Genomic DNA, 18,014 nt, shown 5'->3' with positions numbered 1-18,014 from the left:
GTCGATCACGACGTCGCACCTGCATCCCGATGGGACGAGCGCCCCCCAAACCGCCGGGAGAGCCATTCGCCCATGTCATCAATCAGGGTGAAGGCGGCCGGGATGACGATCAGGCTCAGGAGCGTAGAGGTGACCAGGCCACCGATCACGGCAATGGCCATCGGGGCCCGGAAGCTGGAGTCGCCCGCGAATCCCAGTGCGATCGGCATCATGCCCGCGCCCATCGCGAGCGTAGTCATGATGATGGGCTGTGCACGCTTGCGGCAGGCGTCGATCAAGGCATCGTGCTGACTCAGCCCGTGCTCGTCTTCGGCGATGACGGCGTAGTCGACCAGCAAAATGGAGTTCTTGGTCGCGATACCGATCAGCATCAGCAAGCCGATCAGCGCCGGTAGCGAGAGCATGTTCTGGGTCAACAGCAGAGCGCCAAAGGCACCGCCGGCACACAGTGGCACGGCAATCAGGATCGTCAGGGGCATCAAGGCATGGTTGAACAGCAACAGCAGCACCATGTAGATGCACACGATGCCGGCGGCCATGGCCAGCAAGAAGCCCACGAACAACTCGACAAAGACCTCGGCATCGCCGGTGTTAAGGAAGCTCACGCCCGGCGGCAAACGGGTGACGCTGGGCAGCTGCTGCACCTGCTCCATGACCTCGCCCAGCGGGCGGCCATTGAGTTCGGCGGTCAGAGTCACGTTGCGCTGGCGCTGGTAGCGCGAAAGCTGCGAGGGGCCACTGCCCATCTGGATGTCGGCCACGGCCGCCAGCGGCACGGGACCATAGCGGCCGGGCACGCGCAGCTGACCGATCAGGGCAGGGTTGGCGAGCGTGGCTTCAGAGAAGCCCACTCGAATCGGGATCTGTCGATCGGGCAGGTTGAGCTTGGCCAGACGCTGTTCGTAATCACCGGCTGTGGCGATGCGTGCAGCCTCAGCGATGGCAGCCGTAGAGACGCCCATGTCGGCTGCGCGTGCGGCATTGGGCACGATCTGGATCTCAGGACGAAGGAGGGAGGCCGAGGAGGTCACGCTGCCCAGTCCAGACAGGCCGCGCAGATCTCGCTCCAAGGCCAGTGAGGCCTCCTGCAGGCGCTGCGGGTCATCGCCCGAAAGCACCAACTGCAACAGGTTGCCCGGCTCGGAGCTGACATAGCTCACGCGCACGCCGGGCATATCGGCCAATCGAGCACGTGCATCGCGCTCCAGCTCACGCTGGTCGCGGTTTCGGTCATCGGCCAGACCCCAGTCCAGCACCAGGGTGGCCTTGCGCGGATCGGCCACGCCCACGGTGGAAGGATCGCCCAGATCCAGCACGCTGCCTGCGGCGGTATAGACCTGCTTGAGCTCGGGCATGTCTTTGAGCAACGCCCGTGCGCGCTCGGCCACGGCCACGGTCTCTTCCAGCCGGGTGCCAGGCGGCAGCTCTAGGCTCAGGTTGCTACGACCCAGATCGGACTGAGGAATGAAGGTGGCCGGGATCAGGGGGATCAGCGCCAGCGAGGCGACGAACAGGCCCGTGGCGATCCAGAGCGTGCGCGCACGGTGGCGCAAGGCCGCATCGACCCAGCGCAGGTACCAGGTCATGAGCCGGGACTCGGGTTTCTCCTCGCCATGGGGCTTGAGCAAATAGGCCGCCATCATCGGCGTGAGCAGACGCGCCACCAGCAAGGAGAACAGCACCGCGGTGGCGGCCGTCCAGCCGAATTCGCGGAAGAATTTGCCGGCGATGCCCGGCATGAAGGCCACCGGCACGAAGACGGCCGCCAGGGTGAGCGAGGTCGCAATGACCGCATTGCCGATCTCGCCGGCGGCTTCCGTGGCCGCTTCCTCTGGTGACTTGCCCATTCGTAGGTGGCGGACGATGTTCTCGATCTCCACGATCGCATCATCGACCAGCACGCCGACCACCACCGACAGGGCGAGCAGGGTGATCATGTTGAGGGTGAAGCCGAAGGCGTACATCACCGCGAATGTCGGGATGATGGACAGCGGCAAGGCCAAAGCCGACACCCACGTGGCACGCCAGTCGCGCAGGAACGCCCAGACCACGAGCAGCGCCAGCAGGGCGCCCTCGTACAACATCGTCATCGACGAATCGTAGGAGCGATGGGTCTCATCGATGGCGGTGGTGACCAAACGGAAGTCCACACCGGGGTGAGCCTTCTTGAGCTCATCCAAGGCTTGGTGAACCCCTTCTTCGACCTTGACCTCGCTGGAGCCGCGCGTGCGCGACATGGAGAAGGCCACCACATCCTTGCCATCCAGCAGCGCCGCTTCGGTGGGATCAGCTGCGGCGTCAGTGACGGTGGCCAAGGCCGAGAGCCGGACCGAACGGCCATCGGGCAGGCTGATGGAGTAATCGCGCAAGGCCTGGGCATTGGCTACGGTGCCCAGTGTGCGAATGGTCTGCAGGGCACCATCGAGCTCGGCCTTGCCGCCGGCGCGCTCGACCTGGATCTGCGCCAGTTGTTGGGAGACATCGCCGGCGGTGACGCCGAAGGCGAGCAGGGCATTGGGATCCAGATCCACCCGCACCTGCCGCTGGACACCGCCAATGCGCGTGACCCGGGCCACGCCATGCACGCCATACATCGCCCGGGAAATTTCCCGGTCCACCAGCCAGCTGGCCTCGTCTTCCGTCAACTGTGGGGCGACCAAGGCATAGGTCATCAGCGAGCCGCCAATGTCGACCTTGGAGATCACCGGCTCCTGGATGTCCTGTGGCAGGTCGGTACGGATTCGGGTGACTGCATCGCGCGTGTCATCCAGCGCCGTGGCCAGATCGGTTTCCAGCTCGAACTCGATGCTGGTAGTGCTGATGCCCTCGCTGACCGTGGACATCACCCGCTTGACGTTGGTGATGGTGGCCACCGAGTCCTCGACCTTACGGGTGACCTCGGTTTCCAACTGGCTGGGCGAGGCGCCCGGCTGGGTGACCGTCACCGTGGTCATCGGAAAGGCGATGTCCGGAAAGCGCGCCACCGGCAACTGATAAAAACCCCACAGACCGGCCACGCACAGCACGAAGAACACCATCAGCGCCGGCAGCGGTCGGCGAATGGCCCAGGCGGAGATATTCATGGGGTGCTGGCCTTCTTGCCCGCCACCACGCGCACACGATCGCCATCGCCCAGGAAGCCGGCGCCTTCGGAGACCACCTGCTCACCGGCTTTCAGGCCGTCCACGATTTCGATGCGTCCCTGTGTGGTCTGACCGGTGCGGACACGTCGACGTTGTACGGTTTGCTTGTCGGGAGTGACGAACACATAGCTGTGGCCATCGCGCTGGACCACGGCGGCGCTGGGCACCATCAGGGCCTGGCCCTGGCCGGTCAGGATCCGGCCTTCGACGAACGTACCCGGCTTGAGCAGGCCAGGGGAGGGCAGATCGGCATAGACCGTGCCGGTGCGGGTTTGCGCATCGATGCCGGGGGTAACGGCGCGCACGCGGCCGGTGATGTCCTGCCCCGCATAAGCCAGGACGATCTCATTACCCACGGCTACCTGCGCCAGTTGGTGCTCGGGCAACTCGGCACGCCACTCCAGTCGTCCATCCCGAATCAGGCGTAGTAGCTCGGTGCCCGCAGCGACCACCTGGCCTGGCTGGACCAGGCGCTTGGAGATCACGCCATCGGCCGGTGCTCGCAACTGGGCGAAGTCGCGCTGCAATTTGGCGGCATCGCGCGAGGCACGCGCAGTGGTCAGTTGCGCCTGCGCTTGGGTAGAGATTGCGCGCAACTGATCAAGGTCCGCCGCGCTGATCAGCTGCTCGGCCGCCAACGTCGATCCGCGTGCTTGTTGAGCTTGCGCCAGCACGAGAGCGGCGTTGGCCTCGTGGGTCGAGGCTTCGGCTTGCGCGAGCGCGCTGTCCAGCGTGCGATAGTCGAGTTCGAGTAGGACTTGTCCCTTCTTGACCTGCTGGCCCACATCCACATTCAGGGCGGTAACGCGCTGACCGCTGAGCTCAACGCCCAGCTGCATTTCCTCGTAGGGCGAGACCGGTCCGGACACGGTCACGCTGCGTGCCAGGGCATAGGTCTGGACAGGGGTCAGGGCAACGGCCAAGGCCGAGGACGGCTCGGCTTGAGCTTCTTCTTTGTCGCCACAGGCAACAAGCAGGAACAATGAAACGAGCAGGAGTGACCAACGCAGGATCGGTGCGCGCATAGGGAAGCCAGGATGTGGGGGTGGGTGGTGCTTGCTACTGCGCTGCGCCCAAGGGCTTACGCATGGCTGTGAATGAAGACAGCGGGCCATCGGTGCGGCCGGATTCTTCTCAGGACGCATTAAGTTCTCTTTAAAATCTGCTGCTCAACGCCATCGAGAATCAGCTCAATGCCGTTGGTGAAGCGCTCATCGAACTTGGGCTCGGCCAACACCTCGCGCGCCTCCCAACAGCGGGGAAACCGCGCCTTGGCCAGTTCGAAGAAGGCTTGTTGCACGCCTTCGATCACACCCGGTTGTTCGGGCAGGGATTGCTCTTCAATGACAAAGCCCATCACGTAGTAGATCGAGTCCAGCGCCGTGGTCGCAGCGAACTCGACATCGGCGCCTGCCTCGACCAGGGCAGAAATAGTGGCATCACCCACACGCAACACGTTCTCGGTGGCCAGGAAGGTGCCGGCGTACACACGTGCGCCGTCGCGGTGGGCCTTGAACGCGGTCCGAAACTCATTGGCGATCTGATGCATCGTCATGCGCCAGTGCTGACCGGCGGGAATGTCACGGGCGACATCCGCGATCATGGCGTCGGCCATGGCATCGATCAGCACCTGCTTGCTTTTGAAATGCCAATACAGCGAGGGCGCCCGAATGCCCAGGCTGCAGGCCAGCTTGCGCAGGCTCACGCCTTCGATGCCGGCCTCATCGAGCAACCGGAAGGCCGCCTCAATGATGTGCTCTTGTTTCAGGGGGCTGCGCATGGGCGCTCTAACACTGTTAGTTCGGCCACTCTAACGATGTTAGGGGTCAGTGGCAATCCGGCTGGCGACTGCCATGCGCGGCCATCACACCCGCCACGGCGTGAAGACCAGGCGAGCCCCGTCATCTGGCGCCTGCCACCCCCGCGCCACCTCACTCAGCGGCAGCGTTCGTACCAGCGTTTGGAACGTACCGCGCGCCAGCGCTTCGGCCAGTGCGGGCAGTTCGGTCAGCATCTGGCGACCTGACAGGGCGCCGTGCCCACAGCCCATGACTTGGAGCTTGGTCGAGCGCAGAAAGGCCCCGGGAAGCGGTGCGCTCTCGCCGGACATGGAGCCCAGATGGACCCACTCCAGCGGCTGATCACGCCCTCGGCGATGTCGCAGCACCGCTTCCATGGCGGTCATCGCGCTCTGGCCCCACACGAAATCCAGGACCACATCCACCTCGCTGGCCAGTAGGCCTAACCGGGGATCGCCCAGGGTCACGGTGTCGGTTGCCCCTAGTGCCGGCAGTTGAGCCAGCCGACCAGCATCGCGGCCGGCGGCGATGACCTCGCCGGCGCCTAGATGTCGGGCGATCTGGACGGCCAAACGCCCCGAGCTGCCAGTGGCGCCCAGCACCAGCACCCGTTTGCGCCGTTGAAACGGCAAGCGCCAGCGAAACCCCGGAACGCGGCAACGCAACGCCAGCCAGGAAGCCATGGCTGGATTCATGGCGCCGGCCAGCAGGACCGGGTCGACGTCATGGGGAAGCTCGATGCAGCGATCCAGCGCGATGACCGTGCGCTGAGCCATCGAGCCGGGCACGCCGGGCTCCTGGACGAAGTAGCGCAGCCGGCCATCGGTGCCGCGCCCGACGCCATCGACGCCGGCAATGACGGGCAAGGTGTCGTTACTGGAGTAGTGCTGGCCCGAGACGCGACCGCGGGTGATGTGATGCAAACCCGCGGCCAGCACGTCCACAAGCATCTGACCGGACTGCACGGCAGGGGGATCGTCGACATCGCAGTACTGGGGTGGGACGTTGTACGAGGTGATGAGCGCCGCTTTCAAGGGGCTTCCTTCGGCACACTTGTGCCAATAGTTCGTAATGCGAACAAATATTGGTTCGCAAAACGAACTATGTCAAGCTGTACTCATGAGCCCGACCCGCAGTCTGAAGCAGCCCTCCGCCCCCGAAGAAGGGTTGGCCGATGCGTTGGTGACCAGCGCCTTTGTCACCATGGCCGTCATCAACAAGATCGGCGCCGAGCACGATCTCTCGCTCTCCCTGGTTCGGGTGCTGGGCATCCTGGCCGACCGACGCCCACGCATGAACGAACTAGCCGAGTACCTGGGGCTGGAAAAGCACACGATGTCCGGGCTGATCGCCCGGGCGGAAAAACGAGGCCTGGTGGCACGGGCACCGAATGAAACAGATGGCCGTGCGACCGATGTGCTGATCACTACCGAGGGCGCCAAGCTGATCAAGCGACTTCGTACCCAAGGTCAGAAGGCCCTGGCGCCCGTGATCGGTCAACTTGGTGTGTCAGATCAGCGACTGCTGCAGGATCTGCTCCAGCGCATGTTGCAGAGCCGATCCGCCTAACGTGCAAACGGCATCAGCCCACGACGTGCAGCGGGCGAACATCGACCTCTCACGCCAAATTAAAACAGTAATACCTGCTGGATTGAGGCGTCGTGACTGCCGCTACGCCTGCCGTTCGCGTAACGAGCGTATGAGACGAAAGAGCTCGGCTTGGTACAGGGCGTCTTCGAGGGCGTCGTGGCTTGGGGCGCGGCGCGGCTGCAGGCGCTTGCTCATCAAACTGGAGCGTGTATCACCCCAAGCGCATCCCGTGGCCCCCATGTAGTAGGCCTTGATGTCCAAGGCCGTGAAACCGAACAGGTTCTGGCCGGCAAAGCGATGGAAGTAGTAGTTCACGAATGACCAGTCAAATGGCGCGTTGAAGCCGACAAACACCAGCTTCTCTCCCTCCACACGGAGACCATCGAGCCACTGGGAAAAATCGCCCATAGCCTTGGCCGGCGCCGCCCCCTTCCTTGCCAGTTCGCTCAACGACAGCCCCGTGGCGGCCATAGCTTCGGGATCGGCGTTTTCGTTTAACGGCTGCAGCAGGCAGGAGAACGCTACCTCATCGCGGTCCACATCACACGCGCCCAATGTGAGCAGGCTGAACTCTCCAGGGATGGGCCCGGACGTTTCCACGTCGACGGAGATGAAGCGCTCGCGCGTACCGGGCATGCAGGCTCAATCGTTGGGAGGCCGTTCTCAATACCATTGGCCGCCGCGATTTGCACGCACGTCTGGGAGCCGGACAGGCACGTCGCTGCTCACATCCCTATTCATGAAAATGAACAGGCACCCTCCCGTTCTGTCGCAGTTTTTGAGACTTGAATCGCATTAGCTGGAGACCCACGTAGCACTTTAATCACGGAGCGATGACATGCCGCTAACAGATTCAGGGCAGGACGGTGCCGCGAAAAAACCGACCAGCGATGGCCGTTTCAGCACAACCGAGGAGGTCAAGCGCATCGTCTGGACCTACGCCGCCGGGCATTGCGAGCTGTGTGGCAACGATCTGATGCACGACTATCGGGTGGGCCAGCCCATGAAATGGGGCGAAGTCGCCCACATCATGCCAGCCAGTCCTAAAGGGCCTCGAGGGCAAGCCCGACACGACGCCGGACAGGCGCAGGCCCTGACCAATGATCCTGCCAACTTGATGCTGCTGTGTCCCAGTTGCCACGACAAGATCGATCGCGACGCAGAGGGCTATCCCGAGCAGGATTTGAGCAACCTGCATCAGGCCCATTGTGAGCGGATTCGGTTAGCAGCCTCCACTCCCGAAGGTGGGCGGGCCATCGCCCTGATCGTGCAAAGCCGGCATTTCAGCACCCAGAACGAGATTGGGGAGCGCGCCTTCCTCACGGCGATGTCTGCTGAAGGACTGGCCGCCTTCGGTCATCCGGTGAAGCTGGTTCTGGATGCACCTGGGCCCGCTGGTCGCGATGCGGCCTACTGGAAGTTGCTGGAAAACAAGATGCGCTATGAGCTCGAACACAAGCTCAGCCAGCGCGGCGGCTCACATGGCGATGCGCTGGTATTGGCCGTAGTGGGCGTGGCCGATATACCGGCGTTGGTCTTGTTGGGACAATGCATTGGTGATCGCTCCAACCGCTTGTTGTTCTCCTTCAACCGTGAGCACGGTCTAAGCTGGCCCGACCCAGGCGCCGCGCCGCCAGAGTATCTGTACACCGCACCACCCAACGGCGATGGGCCGTTGGCCTTGGTGCTGTCTATTTCCGCCCAAGTCCCTGATCGGGATGTGCTGGCTGCCTTGCCCGAAGCGCGCATTGCCACGCTGACCATTTCCGAGCCCAGCTACGCGATGGTCAAGAACCGCGGCGTTATCCACGCCTTCCGCGATGCCTTGCAGATCCAGCTCAGCCGCCTGGAGGCCGTGACGGCAGGGCCCATCCATGTCTTTCCGGCCGTGCCCGCAGCCTTGATGATCGAGTTCGGCGCCCTGCTGACCACCGAACACCGACACCCCTATCTGATCTTTGATCGTGACAGGAACGATCAGGATCGTTTCAAACCCGCCTTGCCGTTGGGCCCTTCGTCAACCACAGGTGAACCATGAACATGCAAGTAAATACTGGCCACACCAAGTACAGCAGCTGGGAGTTTTTCCTGCTGAGTGCGGCTGAGAAGATCTCGCTGAGCGAGGCGCAGTACCAAATCATCAACAATCGCTATCAGCAGTTGCAAAAGGTGCTGGATGCGGCTGACGATCCGTTGTTGGCCCAGGCACATATCTTCGTGCAAGGATCCATGCGCTTGCGTACGACGATCAAGCCGGTGGCGGACGCGCCCAAGGACTTGAGCACCATCGATGCCGATGCCATCGTCTGGTTGCCCCATGCGCAGGGCGCCAGCGCGATGCAGGTGCTGGATGCCATCTACAAACGCTTTGATAACGGTAGCCGCGTCCAGGCCAAGATCGAACTTCTGCGGCGCGGTATTCGCATCCTCTATGCCGATGAGAATCCCGGCTTCCATATCGATGTCACGCCAGCCCGCGCTATTGCCGGCAATGGGCAGGAAAACGGTGCGGGGAAACTCGAGGTACCGGACCGAGAATTGCAGGGCTGGAAGCCAAGCAGTCCGCTTCCGTACGCGACCTGGCTGCAGACCGCATCCCAGGAGCAGATCGCCTTGGACAGCACGCATCGCTTGGCCAAGCGCGATGGCCGCCTGGTTGAAGCTTCGCAAGAGCCGCTGCCCGACTATGCGCTGTATTCGGAACAGGATCCGTTGCGCGCGGCGGTCAAGATGCTCAAGCGGCACCGTGATGAATGGGCCATTCGCACCCGGACAGAAGGGCACCGGCCGATCTCGGCGGTCATCACCACGTTGGCTAGCCAGGCCTATCTGGATGTCGCTAAGGCCTCCAAGGCCCGGGCATTGCGCCCATTGGAGGCGATGATGGCCATCGTCCAGCGGATGCCGGACCATATCCAGGGACATCCCGGCCACTACCAGGTTTGCAACCCGAAGGATGCGGGCGAAAACTTTGCGGAGAAGTGGAATCGTCCAGATGGTCAACTTTACCGCCAGGCGTTTGATCGCTGGCACGTCCATGCGATGTCTTCCTTCGGGCTGGGCCTGCAAACGTTCAGCTCGACTGCGGCATTTGCCGACTCAGTTAAGGAAAGCTTTGGCATCGGTGGCGCCTTCGTGGAGGAGATCAACAACGCGATCCCGCCCAACTGGACCTTGCCTGGTCGTGCCGATACGGTGACCCGTAACGCCATGGTGGCCGGCTCTTTCTTCGGCGAGGGGGTGCGAGGTCAGGGCTCGCAAGAAGACGTGAAGCCGGTCGGGCGCCTTGGCTGAGCCTGTGCATAGTGATGTGCAGCGCGGCATCGCCGCGCTGCATGCGTTCTTGGGCCCGGATGTGGTCCAGACCTTGCTGACAGCGATCACGCCACGCTACAACGAAGCAGCGGCTTTCACCCTCCCGCTGCCGGCGGACTATACCGGCCTCTCACGCCGGCTACGCATCGGGTTTCCCTCCCAGTTCCCCGCAGGTCAACTGGCGCTGCAGGTGACGCCATCGCCTTGGCTTCAGTGGCCTCATGCCATGGAGGATGGCATGTGCCTGCACGGCTTTGGCGAGCGCCCGATCACCGGAACACCCGAGAGCATTGTCTGCGACAGTTTGAAACGACTCGGGCAGATTCTGGAATTTGCCGTCGAAGGGTCCGACCCCGATCGTCGGGCAACCGAGTTCCAGGCGGAGATCACCTCTTACTGGTCCCACCAGCTAAAAAAGTCCTCGCAGAGCTTGCTGCTGTTGAAGCGCCCCGCCCAGGCCGGGCCCTTGTATGCCTTGAGTGATCCTCGACGCGAGGCTATATCGGGTTGGGAAACGCTATGGCTATCGGATGACCAGGGCGCACTGAGGAAGCATCACGAACGGGTCGTCGGAGTGGCTCGATCGGTACGCGAGCCGCTGGCGCCGGCATTCTTCATCAAGCTGCAGGACTATCCTCCACTGAGTGTTCCCACGGCTGAAGCATTCTTCGAATGGCTGACGCCGTATCTGGATGATGAGGATATTCCAGCTTTGTTGGATTGGCTGGAGCGCAGCGATGATCTTCCCGTACGCTGGGCCGTGCTGGAGCTACCGGGTGACCAAGCCGGGCCGCTGTTTTGCTTCAACCTGCGCTCCAAGGTACTTCAGCCCCGCCGAGGCCCGCGCTATGGGCTGCGTGCCGGGCGTCGACAGGGCGCGCAGAAAACAGCGTTGTTTCCCGCAGTTCTGCAGGTGGCCACGCTCGACTTGCTCGAACGCGCTGCGATCCATTCAAGGGAACGCGCCGGAATGGCCGAAGACCTGGAGCACCGCCGGGTCGTGTTGGTCGGTCTGGGTTCCTTGGGAAGTCCCGTGGCGATGTTGCTGGCCAAGGCCGGGGTCGGCCATCTGACATTGATTGACCCGGACAAGCTGGTTGGTCAGAACTTGGGCCGACATGCGCTAGGCATGGATGAGTTGGGAAAGTTCAAGGTCGGCGCGCTGCGGATGCGGCTCCAGCGGGATCTGCCCACCGTCCAGATCGAGGCCTACAACACCTTCGTGGAGGTCATCCTCACCGCCAAGCCCGAGGTCCTGGACAAGGCAGACCTGGTTATCGTGACCAGTGCCGAATGGGGTTCGGAGGTGGCGCTCTGGCGCGCCAAGGCCAGTGGCGCAGCGTGGCCGCTGATACAGGCATGGAGCGAACCTAATGCCTTTGTGGGTCATGCCTTGGTGGCGCTTGAGCCGGGGCGCGATGGGCGGCGATTGTTCAATGAGCGCGGTGATTTTTGCCAGGCGTTCACGCAGTGGCCTGATGGTGGCGTGGTGCCCCTGCCGGCCTGCGGGGAGAGCTTCATTCCGGGAGGCGCCACAGGTCTGGCCAGCGTGGTTTTGATGGTCGTTAATGGCGCGATACGCGTGTTGCGCGGTCAGATGCCCGCGCAGGCATGGGTCAGCAGTATTTCTACCCCCGAAGAAGTAACACGGCTCAAGGGCCACTACCAAGGCCCGCGTCTGGAAAACGGTCAGGTTCATGTAGTGCTGGAGCGTGATTGGCCGGTCTGCAAGGTGCGCTCATGAGCAGGATTGTCTGGAAATGGCAGTGGCCCGGTCAAAGTGCAGAACTTCTGGTCACCGAGACCGTGGCTCACGTGTTGAGCGCACATCGCCAGCGGATCTGGGAGACCGAGCGCGGTGGCCAGCTCTTTGTCGATCCGGATGATCGGCGAGGGCTCGTGCTCGCCAGTGCCACCTCGCCCCATCCGGCGGATCGGGCAGGGTGGGCGTGGCTGGAACTGGATGCCAAGCGATGCCGACAAGAGATCCGCCAAGCCAACGCTCGAGGCTGGCGTCTGGTGGGCTATTGGCATACTCATCCACAGGTGATGCCCAAGATATCGCCCATGGATGTAGCGAGCTTTTCGGCTTTTGCTACCCGCTATGCCGTTGCATTGTCATCGCCGCTGGCGGTCATTGTGGGCAAGCCCGCGCACGCGCGGGGGATTCGCGCGTGGTCGATTCGAGATGGCCAACCGAATGAAGGACAATGGGCGCCGGCATGAACCGCGTCTTTGCGCCCTGCGGAAACAAGCCACGGCCAGTCTCGCGAGTGCGAACGCGTCACAGGTACGGGGAACAATTATGAGATATGAAACTGCACTACAGGTTGTACGCCGCGCAGAGAGCGCCCTGGTTGGCAATCGATTGGACCATCCCATGCCGCGCTGGCTTCAAGGTGTCGTGGATACGGTTTTGGGTGGGCCATGGCTGGTCATCGCAGGAGGGCACATCCTGCTTAGCCGGCTTGTCTGGGTGTTCATAACCGCAATCGTCTTCAGCCTCGTTCTTCACGGATTCGATGGAGCAGGTAACCAGCCGACGCTCGTGCCGTCGCTGGTGCTGGCTATTGGCGTGGTCTACTTCAGTACGCCTAGTCGCTCTATGGTTCCCGGCGTCACCACCAAACGCGTGGATGATGTGCGTCAGTTCATCCTTTCGATCGCCAACCAGCCGCAGCAACTTCAGCACCTGAGCGACTGCATCGAGGTTGTGCGTGCGCATACGATGCAGAAACTTGGACGGTTCAATGTATTGGCAGGCGTCGCTTGGGGGGTATTGTTCTGGTTCATCGGAACTCACGCATTGGCGCCGGGACTGCCTGCAGAAGCAATCAGTCGTGGCCTGTCCTACAGCATGGTGGGAGCATTAGCTTTTGCTCTTGTGCTGGCGGGCGGTACATGCCACGCCACAGGAGTCAGAGCTGTGTGTCTGATTCTCGAGTTCGCCATAATTGATGCAAGATTCGAGGTTGAGGCAGGCGGCGGTGGCACACATGACAGTTGATCTGCATGGGGGTGTCTGCTCTTGGCCGGTAGCGGACATCCCTTACTCGGCTTCCGCCGCAGCAAAGGTGTTGCGCAAGCAGAATTCAATTTAATCTTTGGTCGCACTCGGCAATCACTGTAGTCCTGCAACTTGGCCTGCGGAGGTTGGACCAAAGCAGGCCTTCCGCATTACTGGCGTTCGCTCAGCGAGGTGCCAGCGTCTCGCGAAAGAAGTTGACGGCGTCGGCATTGATCTGCGAATGCAGCTCGCCGCGATCGATGCCAGGCGGGTCGACGCATAGCAAAGGAAGGGCCTTACTCATGCCGGGGTTGCACGGGGCCAGGAATACATAATGACCGGCACCCGTGATGCCGCGGAAGGTATGCAGCCGCGGCAGTGCATCGCGCACCGGCAGCACGTTGTAGGCGGGCAGCAGCACGCGGTCGGACATCGCGCCGTACAGGAACACGGGAGCGTCGACGCGCGCCAGCGCGGCGGCGTCGAAGAAGATCGCGAACGGCGCCATCACGAAGCCGGCGCGGATGCGTGGATCGGTGGTGGCGCGCGATACGGGCAGGCGTTCGATGACGGCCGGCAGTTCCACGCACACCTGCGCATCGTCCGGCTGCGCGGCGCAGTACGCCTCGCGGCGGGCGAAGTCCGGGGTGGCGCCGAGCAGCAGCAGACTGGTGTAGCCGCCAGCGGAGAAGCCGGCCACGCCGACGCGGTCGGCGTCGATATGCGGGCCGAGCTGCGGATCGGCCAGCAGCAGGTCGAGCAGCGCGGACATCTGCCAGGCGCGCCCGAGCAGCACGCGTTCGGTGCCGAAGCCGCTCTGGTCGCGGTGGCTGTCGCCGGCGTGCTCGATCGCCGCGACGATGAAGCCGGCATCGGCCAGCGCGGTCGCCAGGTCGTGGTGGCCCAGCGCGCTGCCGCCGTGGCCGTGCGAGATCAGCACCAGCGGATGCCGGCCTTCGACGATGTCCAGGCCGGGCGTGGCGGCGACACGGTACGGGCCCAGTTCGCTGGAGGCGGCGGGACCGGCGGCCGGGTAGATCACTGTAGCCGGCATCGTGGTGCCGGTTCTGGCTTCGTGCACCTCGCGGAAGACGATGCCGTTGGCGGCGAAGGCGGGCACGCTGGCTACCGCGACGAGCGATAGCAGGACGAAGGTCAGCAACTTCATTGGCAACTCCAGAGGATGATCGGTTCTGAGATGCGTGAGCGGCGCACAGCGTTTAAGCCCACCTCACAACCGGAGCAACTGTCCCCCAACTTCACCCTCTCCGTGATGGCCCGAAAAGGACCTCCCCCTGCAGCTACCGACCGAATGGGGACATCTGCCGAAGCGCCCGCCCTCTGACCAGTCACTTGGGCTGCTGGGGTGCCTCTGCTCTCAGTTCGATGAGCTAGGTAAGTTGTTTCTGGATTCCCGCTAATGAGGGCGGCACCATCCAAAATCGGTCACCTAAATCTGTTGCGGCGGTGGCAAAAACCGTGGTCAGTGCACTGTCTGGGAGTGTGTGCGAGGGTGAAAAGCAAAGCTTTCCTTCTGTCGAACCGTGCGCCATCTTCAAGCGCCGCGGAAGTTCGCTGGCCAAGGTGAACTTGAGGATTTCGGCGTTGCCCGGGTACTGCAGGGATACCGACGCCATGCTTCTCACGGACGCCCAACACGCATACCGCCAATGCCCGAGACTGTACATCACGTCGTGGGGCATCTGGAACCGAGCGAGCTCGCCCAGGTACACATCGGGAAAGTGATGCAGTCGCAGTTGATGCTGCAAGTAGGCCGTGACCTCCTGCGGCAGTAGCTCCTGCCATACCCGCAGCCACATCACGGCGTAGTCCTGCTGGCGCCCCCGCTGTATGAGGTAGTCGCGAAGGTAGGCTTCCAGCTCGTCGAAAGGGACTGCTGACCACGTGTACGACCAAGGCTGTGCGTCGGGATGGGTCACCGGGCTCAAGAGTGCGGTATCGGTCTGGATCAACCCCAACGTGGAGAGCGCCGACAACACCGCGTCGGTAGCTTTAGGCGTAGGGGCTACCCGCTTGCGCGATTGATGGGCATGGACTAACGCCAACAGGTAGAGCGCGGCTCGCCCGCCCAGGTGACCCACATCGGGCAGGGTGGGGGCATCGAATCGGGGCGCGCTGGCCGGGCGTGGCTTTGTTTTTCTCATGGATCGTACAAAGGCCACCAGGCGGGCAAATCCCGGGGAGGGGCAGGCATTGGCATTGCCCGCCCTCTAAGAATATCTTAGTATCCAAGCGCCCGTCATTTCGCCATGCTTAACGCTTCCAGAGGGAGCAAACGTGGCCAGGCGGACAGCTGAACACCCAGTTTTTGCGCGACGCTTGGCGTTTGTGCGCGAGCGCGCTGGCTTGTCGCAGCCGCAGCTGGGCCTTCTTGCCGGCATGGATCCCTCCGTGGCCTCTCCCCGCATCAACCAGTACGAACGGGGCAAGCACGAGCCCCAACTGAAGACGGCCAAGCAGCTGGCGGACGCCTTGGGCGTGCCACCGGCGTTTTTCTACACCGAGGACGAGTTGCTGGCGCAGCTGTTGCTGCAATGGAACGGCCTGTCGGTCAGTAAGAAGAAGGCCTTACTGAAGAGCCTGGAAAAAGCGCCCCGCGGAAAGCCCGCAAAAAAGGCGCCCAGCCGCTAACGGCGCGATCGACCCGCATTACTCAGGGCTGCGGCGACCCTGGAGAGGCAGCGTCAGATCGCCCTCGAGCAGGGTCGCGGCCGGGTTATGGGTTGCCCCACCGGCCTGAAAGTAGCCGATCGCCTGGGCCACGGAGCGATGCTCGGTCAGTGCCATCAAGGCGGGCAGGGCGATGCCCTGACGGCCACCCTCGGTGATGAAGCCCGAGCGCAGGCTGTGCCCGGCAAAGTCCCCCTTCAAGCCAGCCAGCACCGCCCGCCGCTGGACGATGGCGGCCACGGACTTGGGTGACAGCCCCGGACCCACGCGCTCGCCCCAGAGGCGGCGGAAGAGGGGGCCCTCAGTGATGTTGGACGCGCGCAGCCACGCCTCGAGTGCGGCGCCGGCGCGGCCCAGCACCGGCTTGTCGGGCGTGGCACTGGCACTGGGGCCGGCTTGCTGCGTCTTGCTGTGCTCCAGGCGGTAGACGAAGGCACCGTCGTTGATGCGGCGCAGGTCCTGCCAGTCGGCCGCGGCGATCTCGCTGCGCCGGCGCCCGCCACTGGCAAAGCCGAACAACAGCAGCGCCGCGTCGCGCAGCCCCTCCAGCGAGCCGTCACAGGTCGCCAGCAGCGCCTCGAGCTCCGGACGGGTGATCGCCGTCTTCTTGTGCGGCCGCTCGCCACGCTTGACCGAGGCCCGGCGCCCGCGCTTAAGCAACTGGCGCACCGCTGGCGATTCGCAGGGGTTGGTGGCCTTGTGCGCCTGGTGGGCGGCCGAGAGCACGGCCACGCGGTGCACGACGGTGCTGAGCTTGAAGGCGCCGGCTTTCTGCTTCAGGCCGGCAGCCACCAGCTGCGCATCCAACGCCGGCGGCAGTTCCCACGCCAGACCGGCCTTGCCACGCCGGGCCAGGTGGTCGACCACGAACTGGACCACGGCCGGCTCGGGCACCGGCAGCGTGATCGGCTGGCCGAACCGGCCTTGGAACCAGGCCGCCCAGTAGCGCAGCGCGCTGGCATAGCTGCGCGTGGTGTTGGCCGCGGCGGCCTCGGCCAGCAGCTCGCGCACGGCCTCGGCGGCCTGCGCCGCCAGCCGGTCCGGGGCTAGGGCGGGCAAGTCGTCGGGTCGCGGGACGAGTGTGTTAGATTTCATATGTCGTATGTATCACTTTATATGAAGTAGGGCGTCTACTTCCGATAACTATCCCTTATCGGAAGTAGATAAGCAACGGGGGCAGGGCGCCCGAATAGGAGAGCGATCCATGGCGCGAGGTGTGCAGGAAAACGAGGTGTTCGCTGCGGCTGACACGCTATTGGCCGCCGGCGAGCGGCCCACGGTCGAACGCGTGCGGCAGGCCTTGGGACGCGGCTCGCCGAACACGATCGGGCCGCTGCTGGATACGTGGTGGGCGCAGCTGGCCGAACGCCTGCAGCACCGACTGACATTGCCGGCGGTGCCGGAGGCCGTGGGCACGGCCTTGGCCCAGATCTGGGAGCTGGCGCTGGCGGCCGGACGCCAGCAGGCCGAGGCCACGCTGGTGCCCAAGCGCCAGCAGCTGACCGACGCCCAGGCCGATCTGGCGGCGCAGTTGGCCGCCGCCGGCGATCAGGTCCGTCAGGCCCAGACCCAAGCGCAGCAGGCCACCGCCGCCACCCAGTCTGCCGAGGCGGCCTTGGCCATCAGTACGCAGCGCGCAGACGAATTGGCCAGCCAAGTCGGCCATCTGCAGCGCCAGACGGAGGAGCTTCAGCAACGCTATCGCGCCCAGGAAACGCAGCTCCAGGCAGCGCTGGACCGCGTGGAGCAAGAGCGCACCGCAGCAGCGGCCGAGCGCGAGGCGCTGCAAGCCCATCTGCGCCAGGCCGAGGACCGTGGCTTTTCCGAGATCGATCGGCTCCGCCAAGAGGTGAAGGCAACGAAAACGCAACTGAGCACGCAAGCGCGTGAGCACACCCGCGCCCTGCAGGCTGCTGGCCAGGCGCAGCGGATGGCGGAGAGGGCCCAACATGCGGCAGAGCGCGAGAGTGCCGCGGCCCGTGCCCGCCTGGACGCCCTGTTGGCCACGTCGGGCTCGCGCCGAACCACGGCAAAGAAGCCCGCCACACCGCGCCAGCGAAAACCCGCTTCCAGGGCCACGTAGTGGGGGCGCTGGTCTGGCATGCGCTTTGGGCGTAGGCTAAGAATTCCTTAGTTTCAGCGTCAGTGCCAGCATGACCATGCCCAGCGAGCGCACGCGCAACCTGCTGCAGGCCGGCGCGTTCCTGAAAGAACTCGCCGCCAACCAAGCCGTGCCCAAGACCGTTCGCCAAGAAGCTTATCGGCTGCTGCGGCATTACCCGACTATCAGCGACGTCGAAGCCATTGCTGGCCACGAGGAACGGTTGCGTGAGCTGACCCAGTCCTTTTTCGTGAGGCCGTACCTGACGTCCCGCTTCGAAGCGGACTGGTTGCGGAGTTATCCCCTCGGTCCGCATCGGGAGTAGGGCATGCCACGGCGGCCACGTATGCCGCCAGACCGTCAGGGAC

General features: G+C 63.7%; 17 protein-coding genes. 9 read left to right on the top strand and 8 right to left on the bottom strand.

Annotated elements, in window-relative coordinates; all coding sequences use genetic code 11:
• Positions 1-5: 5 nt before the first annotated feature.
• The 4 genes from AC04MD_RS18725 to AC04MD_RS18710 all read right to left on the bottom strand — a co-directional run bounded on the left by AC04MD_RS18725 (position 6) and on the right by AC04MD_RS18710 (position 5,976).
• On the bottom strand, positions 6-3,083 hold the full coding sequence (locus AC04MD_RS18725; RefSeq protein ID WP_475498716.1) for an efflux RND transporter permease subunit: 3,078 nt from the start codon (positions 3,081-3,083) through the stop codon (positions 6-8).
• Entirely contained in the window at positions 3,080-4,168 is a 1,089-nt protein-coding gene (locus tag AC04MD_RS18720) for an efflux RND transporter periplasmic adaptor subunit (protein ID WP_475498715.1), read from the bottom strand. The genes AC04MD_RS18725 and AC04MD_RS18720 overlap by 4 nt, the downstream gene beginning before the upstream one ends.
• 119 nt (positions 4,169-4,287) lie before the next feature.
• Positions 4,288-4,923, bottom strand: coding sequence for a TetR/AcrR family transcriptional regulator C-terminal domain-containing protein (locus tag AC04MD_RS18715; RefSeq protein WP_475498714.1), 636 nt, complete (start codon positions 4,921-4,923; stop codon positions 4,288-4,290).
• Between the two features lie 84 nt (positions 4,924-5,007).
• Positions 5,008-5,976, bottom strand: a complete 969-nt coding sequence (locus AC04MD_RS18710; protein ID WP_475498713.1) for a hypothetical protein — start codon at positions 5,974-5,976, stop codon at positions 5,008-5,010.
• Positions 5,977-6,061: 85 nt separating this feature from the next.
• Here AC04MD_RS18710 and AC04MD_RS18705 point away from each other — a divergent pair, with 85 nt between their 5' ends.
• The gene (locus tag AC04MD_RS18705; RefSeq protein ID WP_475498712.1) at positions 6,062-6,511 is read left to right on the top strand and encodes a MarR family winged helix-turn-helix transcriptional regulator; all 450 of its coding nucleotides are present in this window, start codon (positions 6,062-6,064) and stop codon (positions 6,509-6,511) included.
• Positions 6,512-6,613: 102 nt separating this feature from the next.
• On the opposite strand, the gene AC04MD_RS18700 is transcribed toward AC04MD_RS18705, so the two are convergent.
• Positions 6,614-7,168, bottom strand: a complete 555-nt coding sequence (locus AC04MD_RS18700; protein ID WP_475498711.1) for a 3'-5' exonuclease — start codon at positions 7,166-7,168, stop codon at positions 6,614-6,616.
• A gap of 202 nt (positions 7,169-7,370) precedes the next feature.
• Here AC04MD_RS18700 and AC04MD_RS18695 point away from each other — a divergent pair, with 202 nt between their 5' ends.
• The 5 genes from AC04MD_RS18695 (at position 7,371) to AC04MD_RS18675 (ending at position 12,854) form a co-directional block, all read left to right on the top strand.
• Entirely contained in the window at positions 7,371-8,570 is a 1,200-nt protein-coding gene (locus AC04MD_RS18695; protein ID WP_475498710.1) for an SAVED domain-containing protein, read from the top strand.
• Positions 8,567-9,826: a nucleotidyltransferase domain-containing protein gene (locus AC04MD_RS18690; protein WP_475498709.1), complete on the top strand. Its 1,260-nt coding sequence runs from the start codon at positions 8,567-8,569 to the stop codon at positions 9,824-9,826. Before AC04MD_RS18695 ends, AC04MD_RS18690 begins: the two co-directional genes overlap by 4 nt.
• Positions 9,819-11,591, top strand: a complete 1,773-nt coding sequence (locus AC04MD_RS18685; protein WP_475498708.1) for a ThiF family adenylyltransferase — start codon at positions 9,819-9,821, stop codon at positions 11,589-11,591. Before AC04MD_RS18690 ends, AC04MD_RS18685 begins: the two co-directional genes overlap by 8 nt.
• On the top strand, positions 11,588-12,073 hold the full coding sequence (locus AC04MD_RS18680; RefSeq protein ID WP_475498707.1) for a Mov34/MPN/PAD-1 family protein: 486 nt from the start codon (positions 11,588-11,590) through the stop codon (positions 12,071-12,073). Before AC04MD_RS18685 ends, AC04MD_RS18680 begins: the two co-directional genes overlap by 4 nt.
• 154 nt (positions 12,074-12,227) lie before the next feature.
• Positions 12,228-12,854 (top strand): hypothetical protein, encoded by a 627-nt coding sequence (locus tag AC04MD_RS18675; RefSeq protein WP_475498706.1) that lies wholly within the window; start codon positions 12,228-12,230, stop codon positions 12,852-12,854.
• 184 nt (positions 12,855-13,038) lie between these two features.
• Here the strand turns inward: AC04MD_RS18675 and AC04MD_RS18670 are convergent, their stop codons facing one another.
• Together AC04MD_RS18670 and AC04MD_RS18665 are read right to left on the bottom strand one after the other, a co-directional pair.
• A complete protein-coding gene (locus AC04MD_RS18670) occupies positions 13,039-14,022 on the bottom strand; it encodes an alpha/beta hydrolase family protein (RefSeq protein ID WP_475498705.1) in 984 nt (327 codons plus the stop codon).
• Between the two features lie 223 nt (positions 14,023-14,245).
• Positions 14,246-15,037, bottom strand: a complete 792-nt coding sequence (locus AC04MD_RS18665; RefSeq protein WP_475498704.1) for a hypothetical protein — start codon at positions 15,035-15,037, stop codon at positions 14,246-14,248.
• A gap of 115 nt (positions 15,038-15,152) precedes the next feature.
• Between AC04MD_RS18665 and AC04MD_RS18660 the strand changes: the two genes are divergently transcribed.
• Positions 15,153-15,506, top strand: a complete 354-nt coding sequence (locus tag AC04MD_RS18660) for a helix-turn-helix domain-containing protein (protein ID WP_475498703.1) — start codon at positions 15,153-15,155, stop codon at positions 15,504-15,506.
• An 18-nt stretch (positions 15,507-15,524) separates the two neighbouring features.
• On the opposite strand, the gene AC04MD_RS18655 is transcribed toward AC04MD_RS18660, so the two are convergent.
• Positions 15,525-16,640, bottom strand: a complete 1,116-nt coding sequence (locus AC04MD_RS18655; RefSeq protein ID WP_475498702.1) for a site-specific integrase — start codon at positions 16,638-16,640, stop codon at positions 15,525-15,527.
• A 109-nt stretch (positions 16,641-16,749) separates the two neighbouring features.
• Here AC04MD_RS18655 and AC04MD_RS18650 point away from each other — a divergent pair, with 109 nt between their 5' ends.
• Together AC04MD_RS18650 and AC04MD_RS18645 are read left to right on the top strand one after the other, a co-directional pair.
• The gene (locus AC04MD_RS18650; RefSeq protein WP_475498701.1) at positions 16,750-17,628 is read left to right on the top strand and encodes a DNA-binding protein; all 879 of its coding nucleotides are present in this window, start codon (positions 16,750-16,752) and stop codon (positions 17,626-17,628) included.
• A gap of 70 nt (positions 17,629-17,698) precedes the next feature.
• Complete coding sequence (locus tag AC04MD_RS18645; protein ID WP_313035989.1) at positions 17,699-17,971, top strand: BPSL0761 family protein; 273 nt, start codon at positions 17,699-17,701, stop codon at positions 17,969-17,971.
• Positions 17,972-18,014: the final 43 nt, after the last annotated feature.

Source organism: Pseudoxanthomonas sp. LjRoot206 (assembly GCF_056175725.1).
Note: the sequence above shows the minus strand (reverse complement) of the source record. Positions and strands in the feature narration are given on the sequence as shown.

Excerpts from the sequence above, each read along its gene's own strand:
- AC04MD_RS18675 (WP_475498706.1), top strand. The coding sequence starts at position 12,228 with ATGCCGCGCTGGCTTCAAGGTGTCGTGGATACGGTTTTGGGTGGGCCA.
- AC04MD_RS18700 (WP_475498711.1), bottom strand. The coding sequence starts at position 7,168 with ATGCCCGGTACGCGCGAGCGCTTCATCTCCGTCGACGTGGAAACGTCC.
- AC04MD_RS18705 (WP_475498712.1), top strand. The coding sequence starts at position 6,062 with ATGAGCCCGACCCGCAGTCTGAAGCAGCCCTCCGCCCCCGAAGAAGGG.
- AC04MD_RS18690 (WP_475498709.1), top strand. The coding sequence starts at position 8,567 with ATGAACATGCAAGTAAATACTGGCCACACCAAGTACAGCAGCTGGGAG.
- AC04MD_RS18695 (WP_475498710.1), top strand. The coding sequence starts at position 7,371 with ATGCCGCTAACAGATTCAGGGCAGGACGGTGCCGCGAAAAAACCGACC.
- AC04MD_RS18680 (WP_475498707.1), top strand. The coding sequence starts at position 11,588 with ATGAGCAGGATTGTCTGGAAATGGCAGTGGCCCGGTCAAAGTGCAGAA.
- AC04MD_RS18720 (WP_475498715.1), bottom strand. The coding sequence starts at position 4,168 with ATGCGCGCACCGATCCTGCGTTGGTCACTCCTGCTCGTTTCATTGTTC.
- AC04MD_RS18725 (WP_475498716.1), bottom strand. The coding sequence starts at position 3,083 with ATGAATATCTCCGCCTGGGCCATTCGCCGACCGCTGCCGGCGCTGATG.
- AC04MD_RS18715 (WP_475498714.1), bottom strand. The coding sequence starts at position 4,923 with ATGCGCAGCCCCCTGAAACAAGAGCACATCATTGAGGCGGCCTTCCGG.
- AC04MD_RS18655 (WP_475498702.1), bottom strand. The coding sequence starts at position 16,640 with ATGAAATCTAACACACTCGTCCCGCGACCCGACGACTTGCCCGCCCTA.
- AC04MD_RS18645 (WP_313035989.1), top strand. The coding sequence starts at position 17,699 with ATGACCATGCCCAGCGAGCGCACGCGCAACCTGCTGCAGGCCGGCGCG.
- AC04MD_RS18670 (WP_475498705.1), bottom strand. The coding sequence starts at position 14,022 with ATGAAGTTGCTGACCTTCGTCCTGCTATCGCTCGTCGCGGTAGCCAGC.
- AC04MD_RS18650 (WP_475498701.1), top strand. The coding sequence starts at position 16,750 with ATGGCGCGAGGTGTGCAGGAAAACGAGGTGTTCGCTGCGGCTGACACG.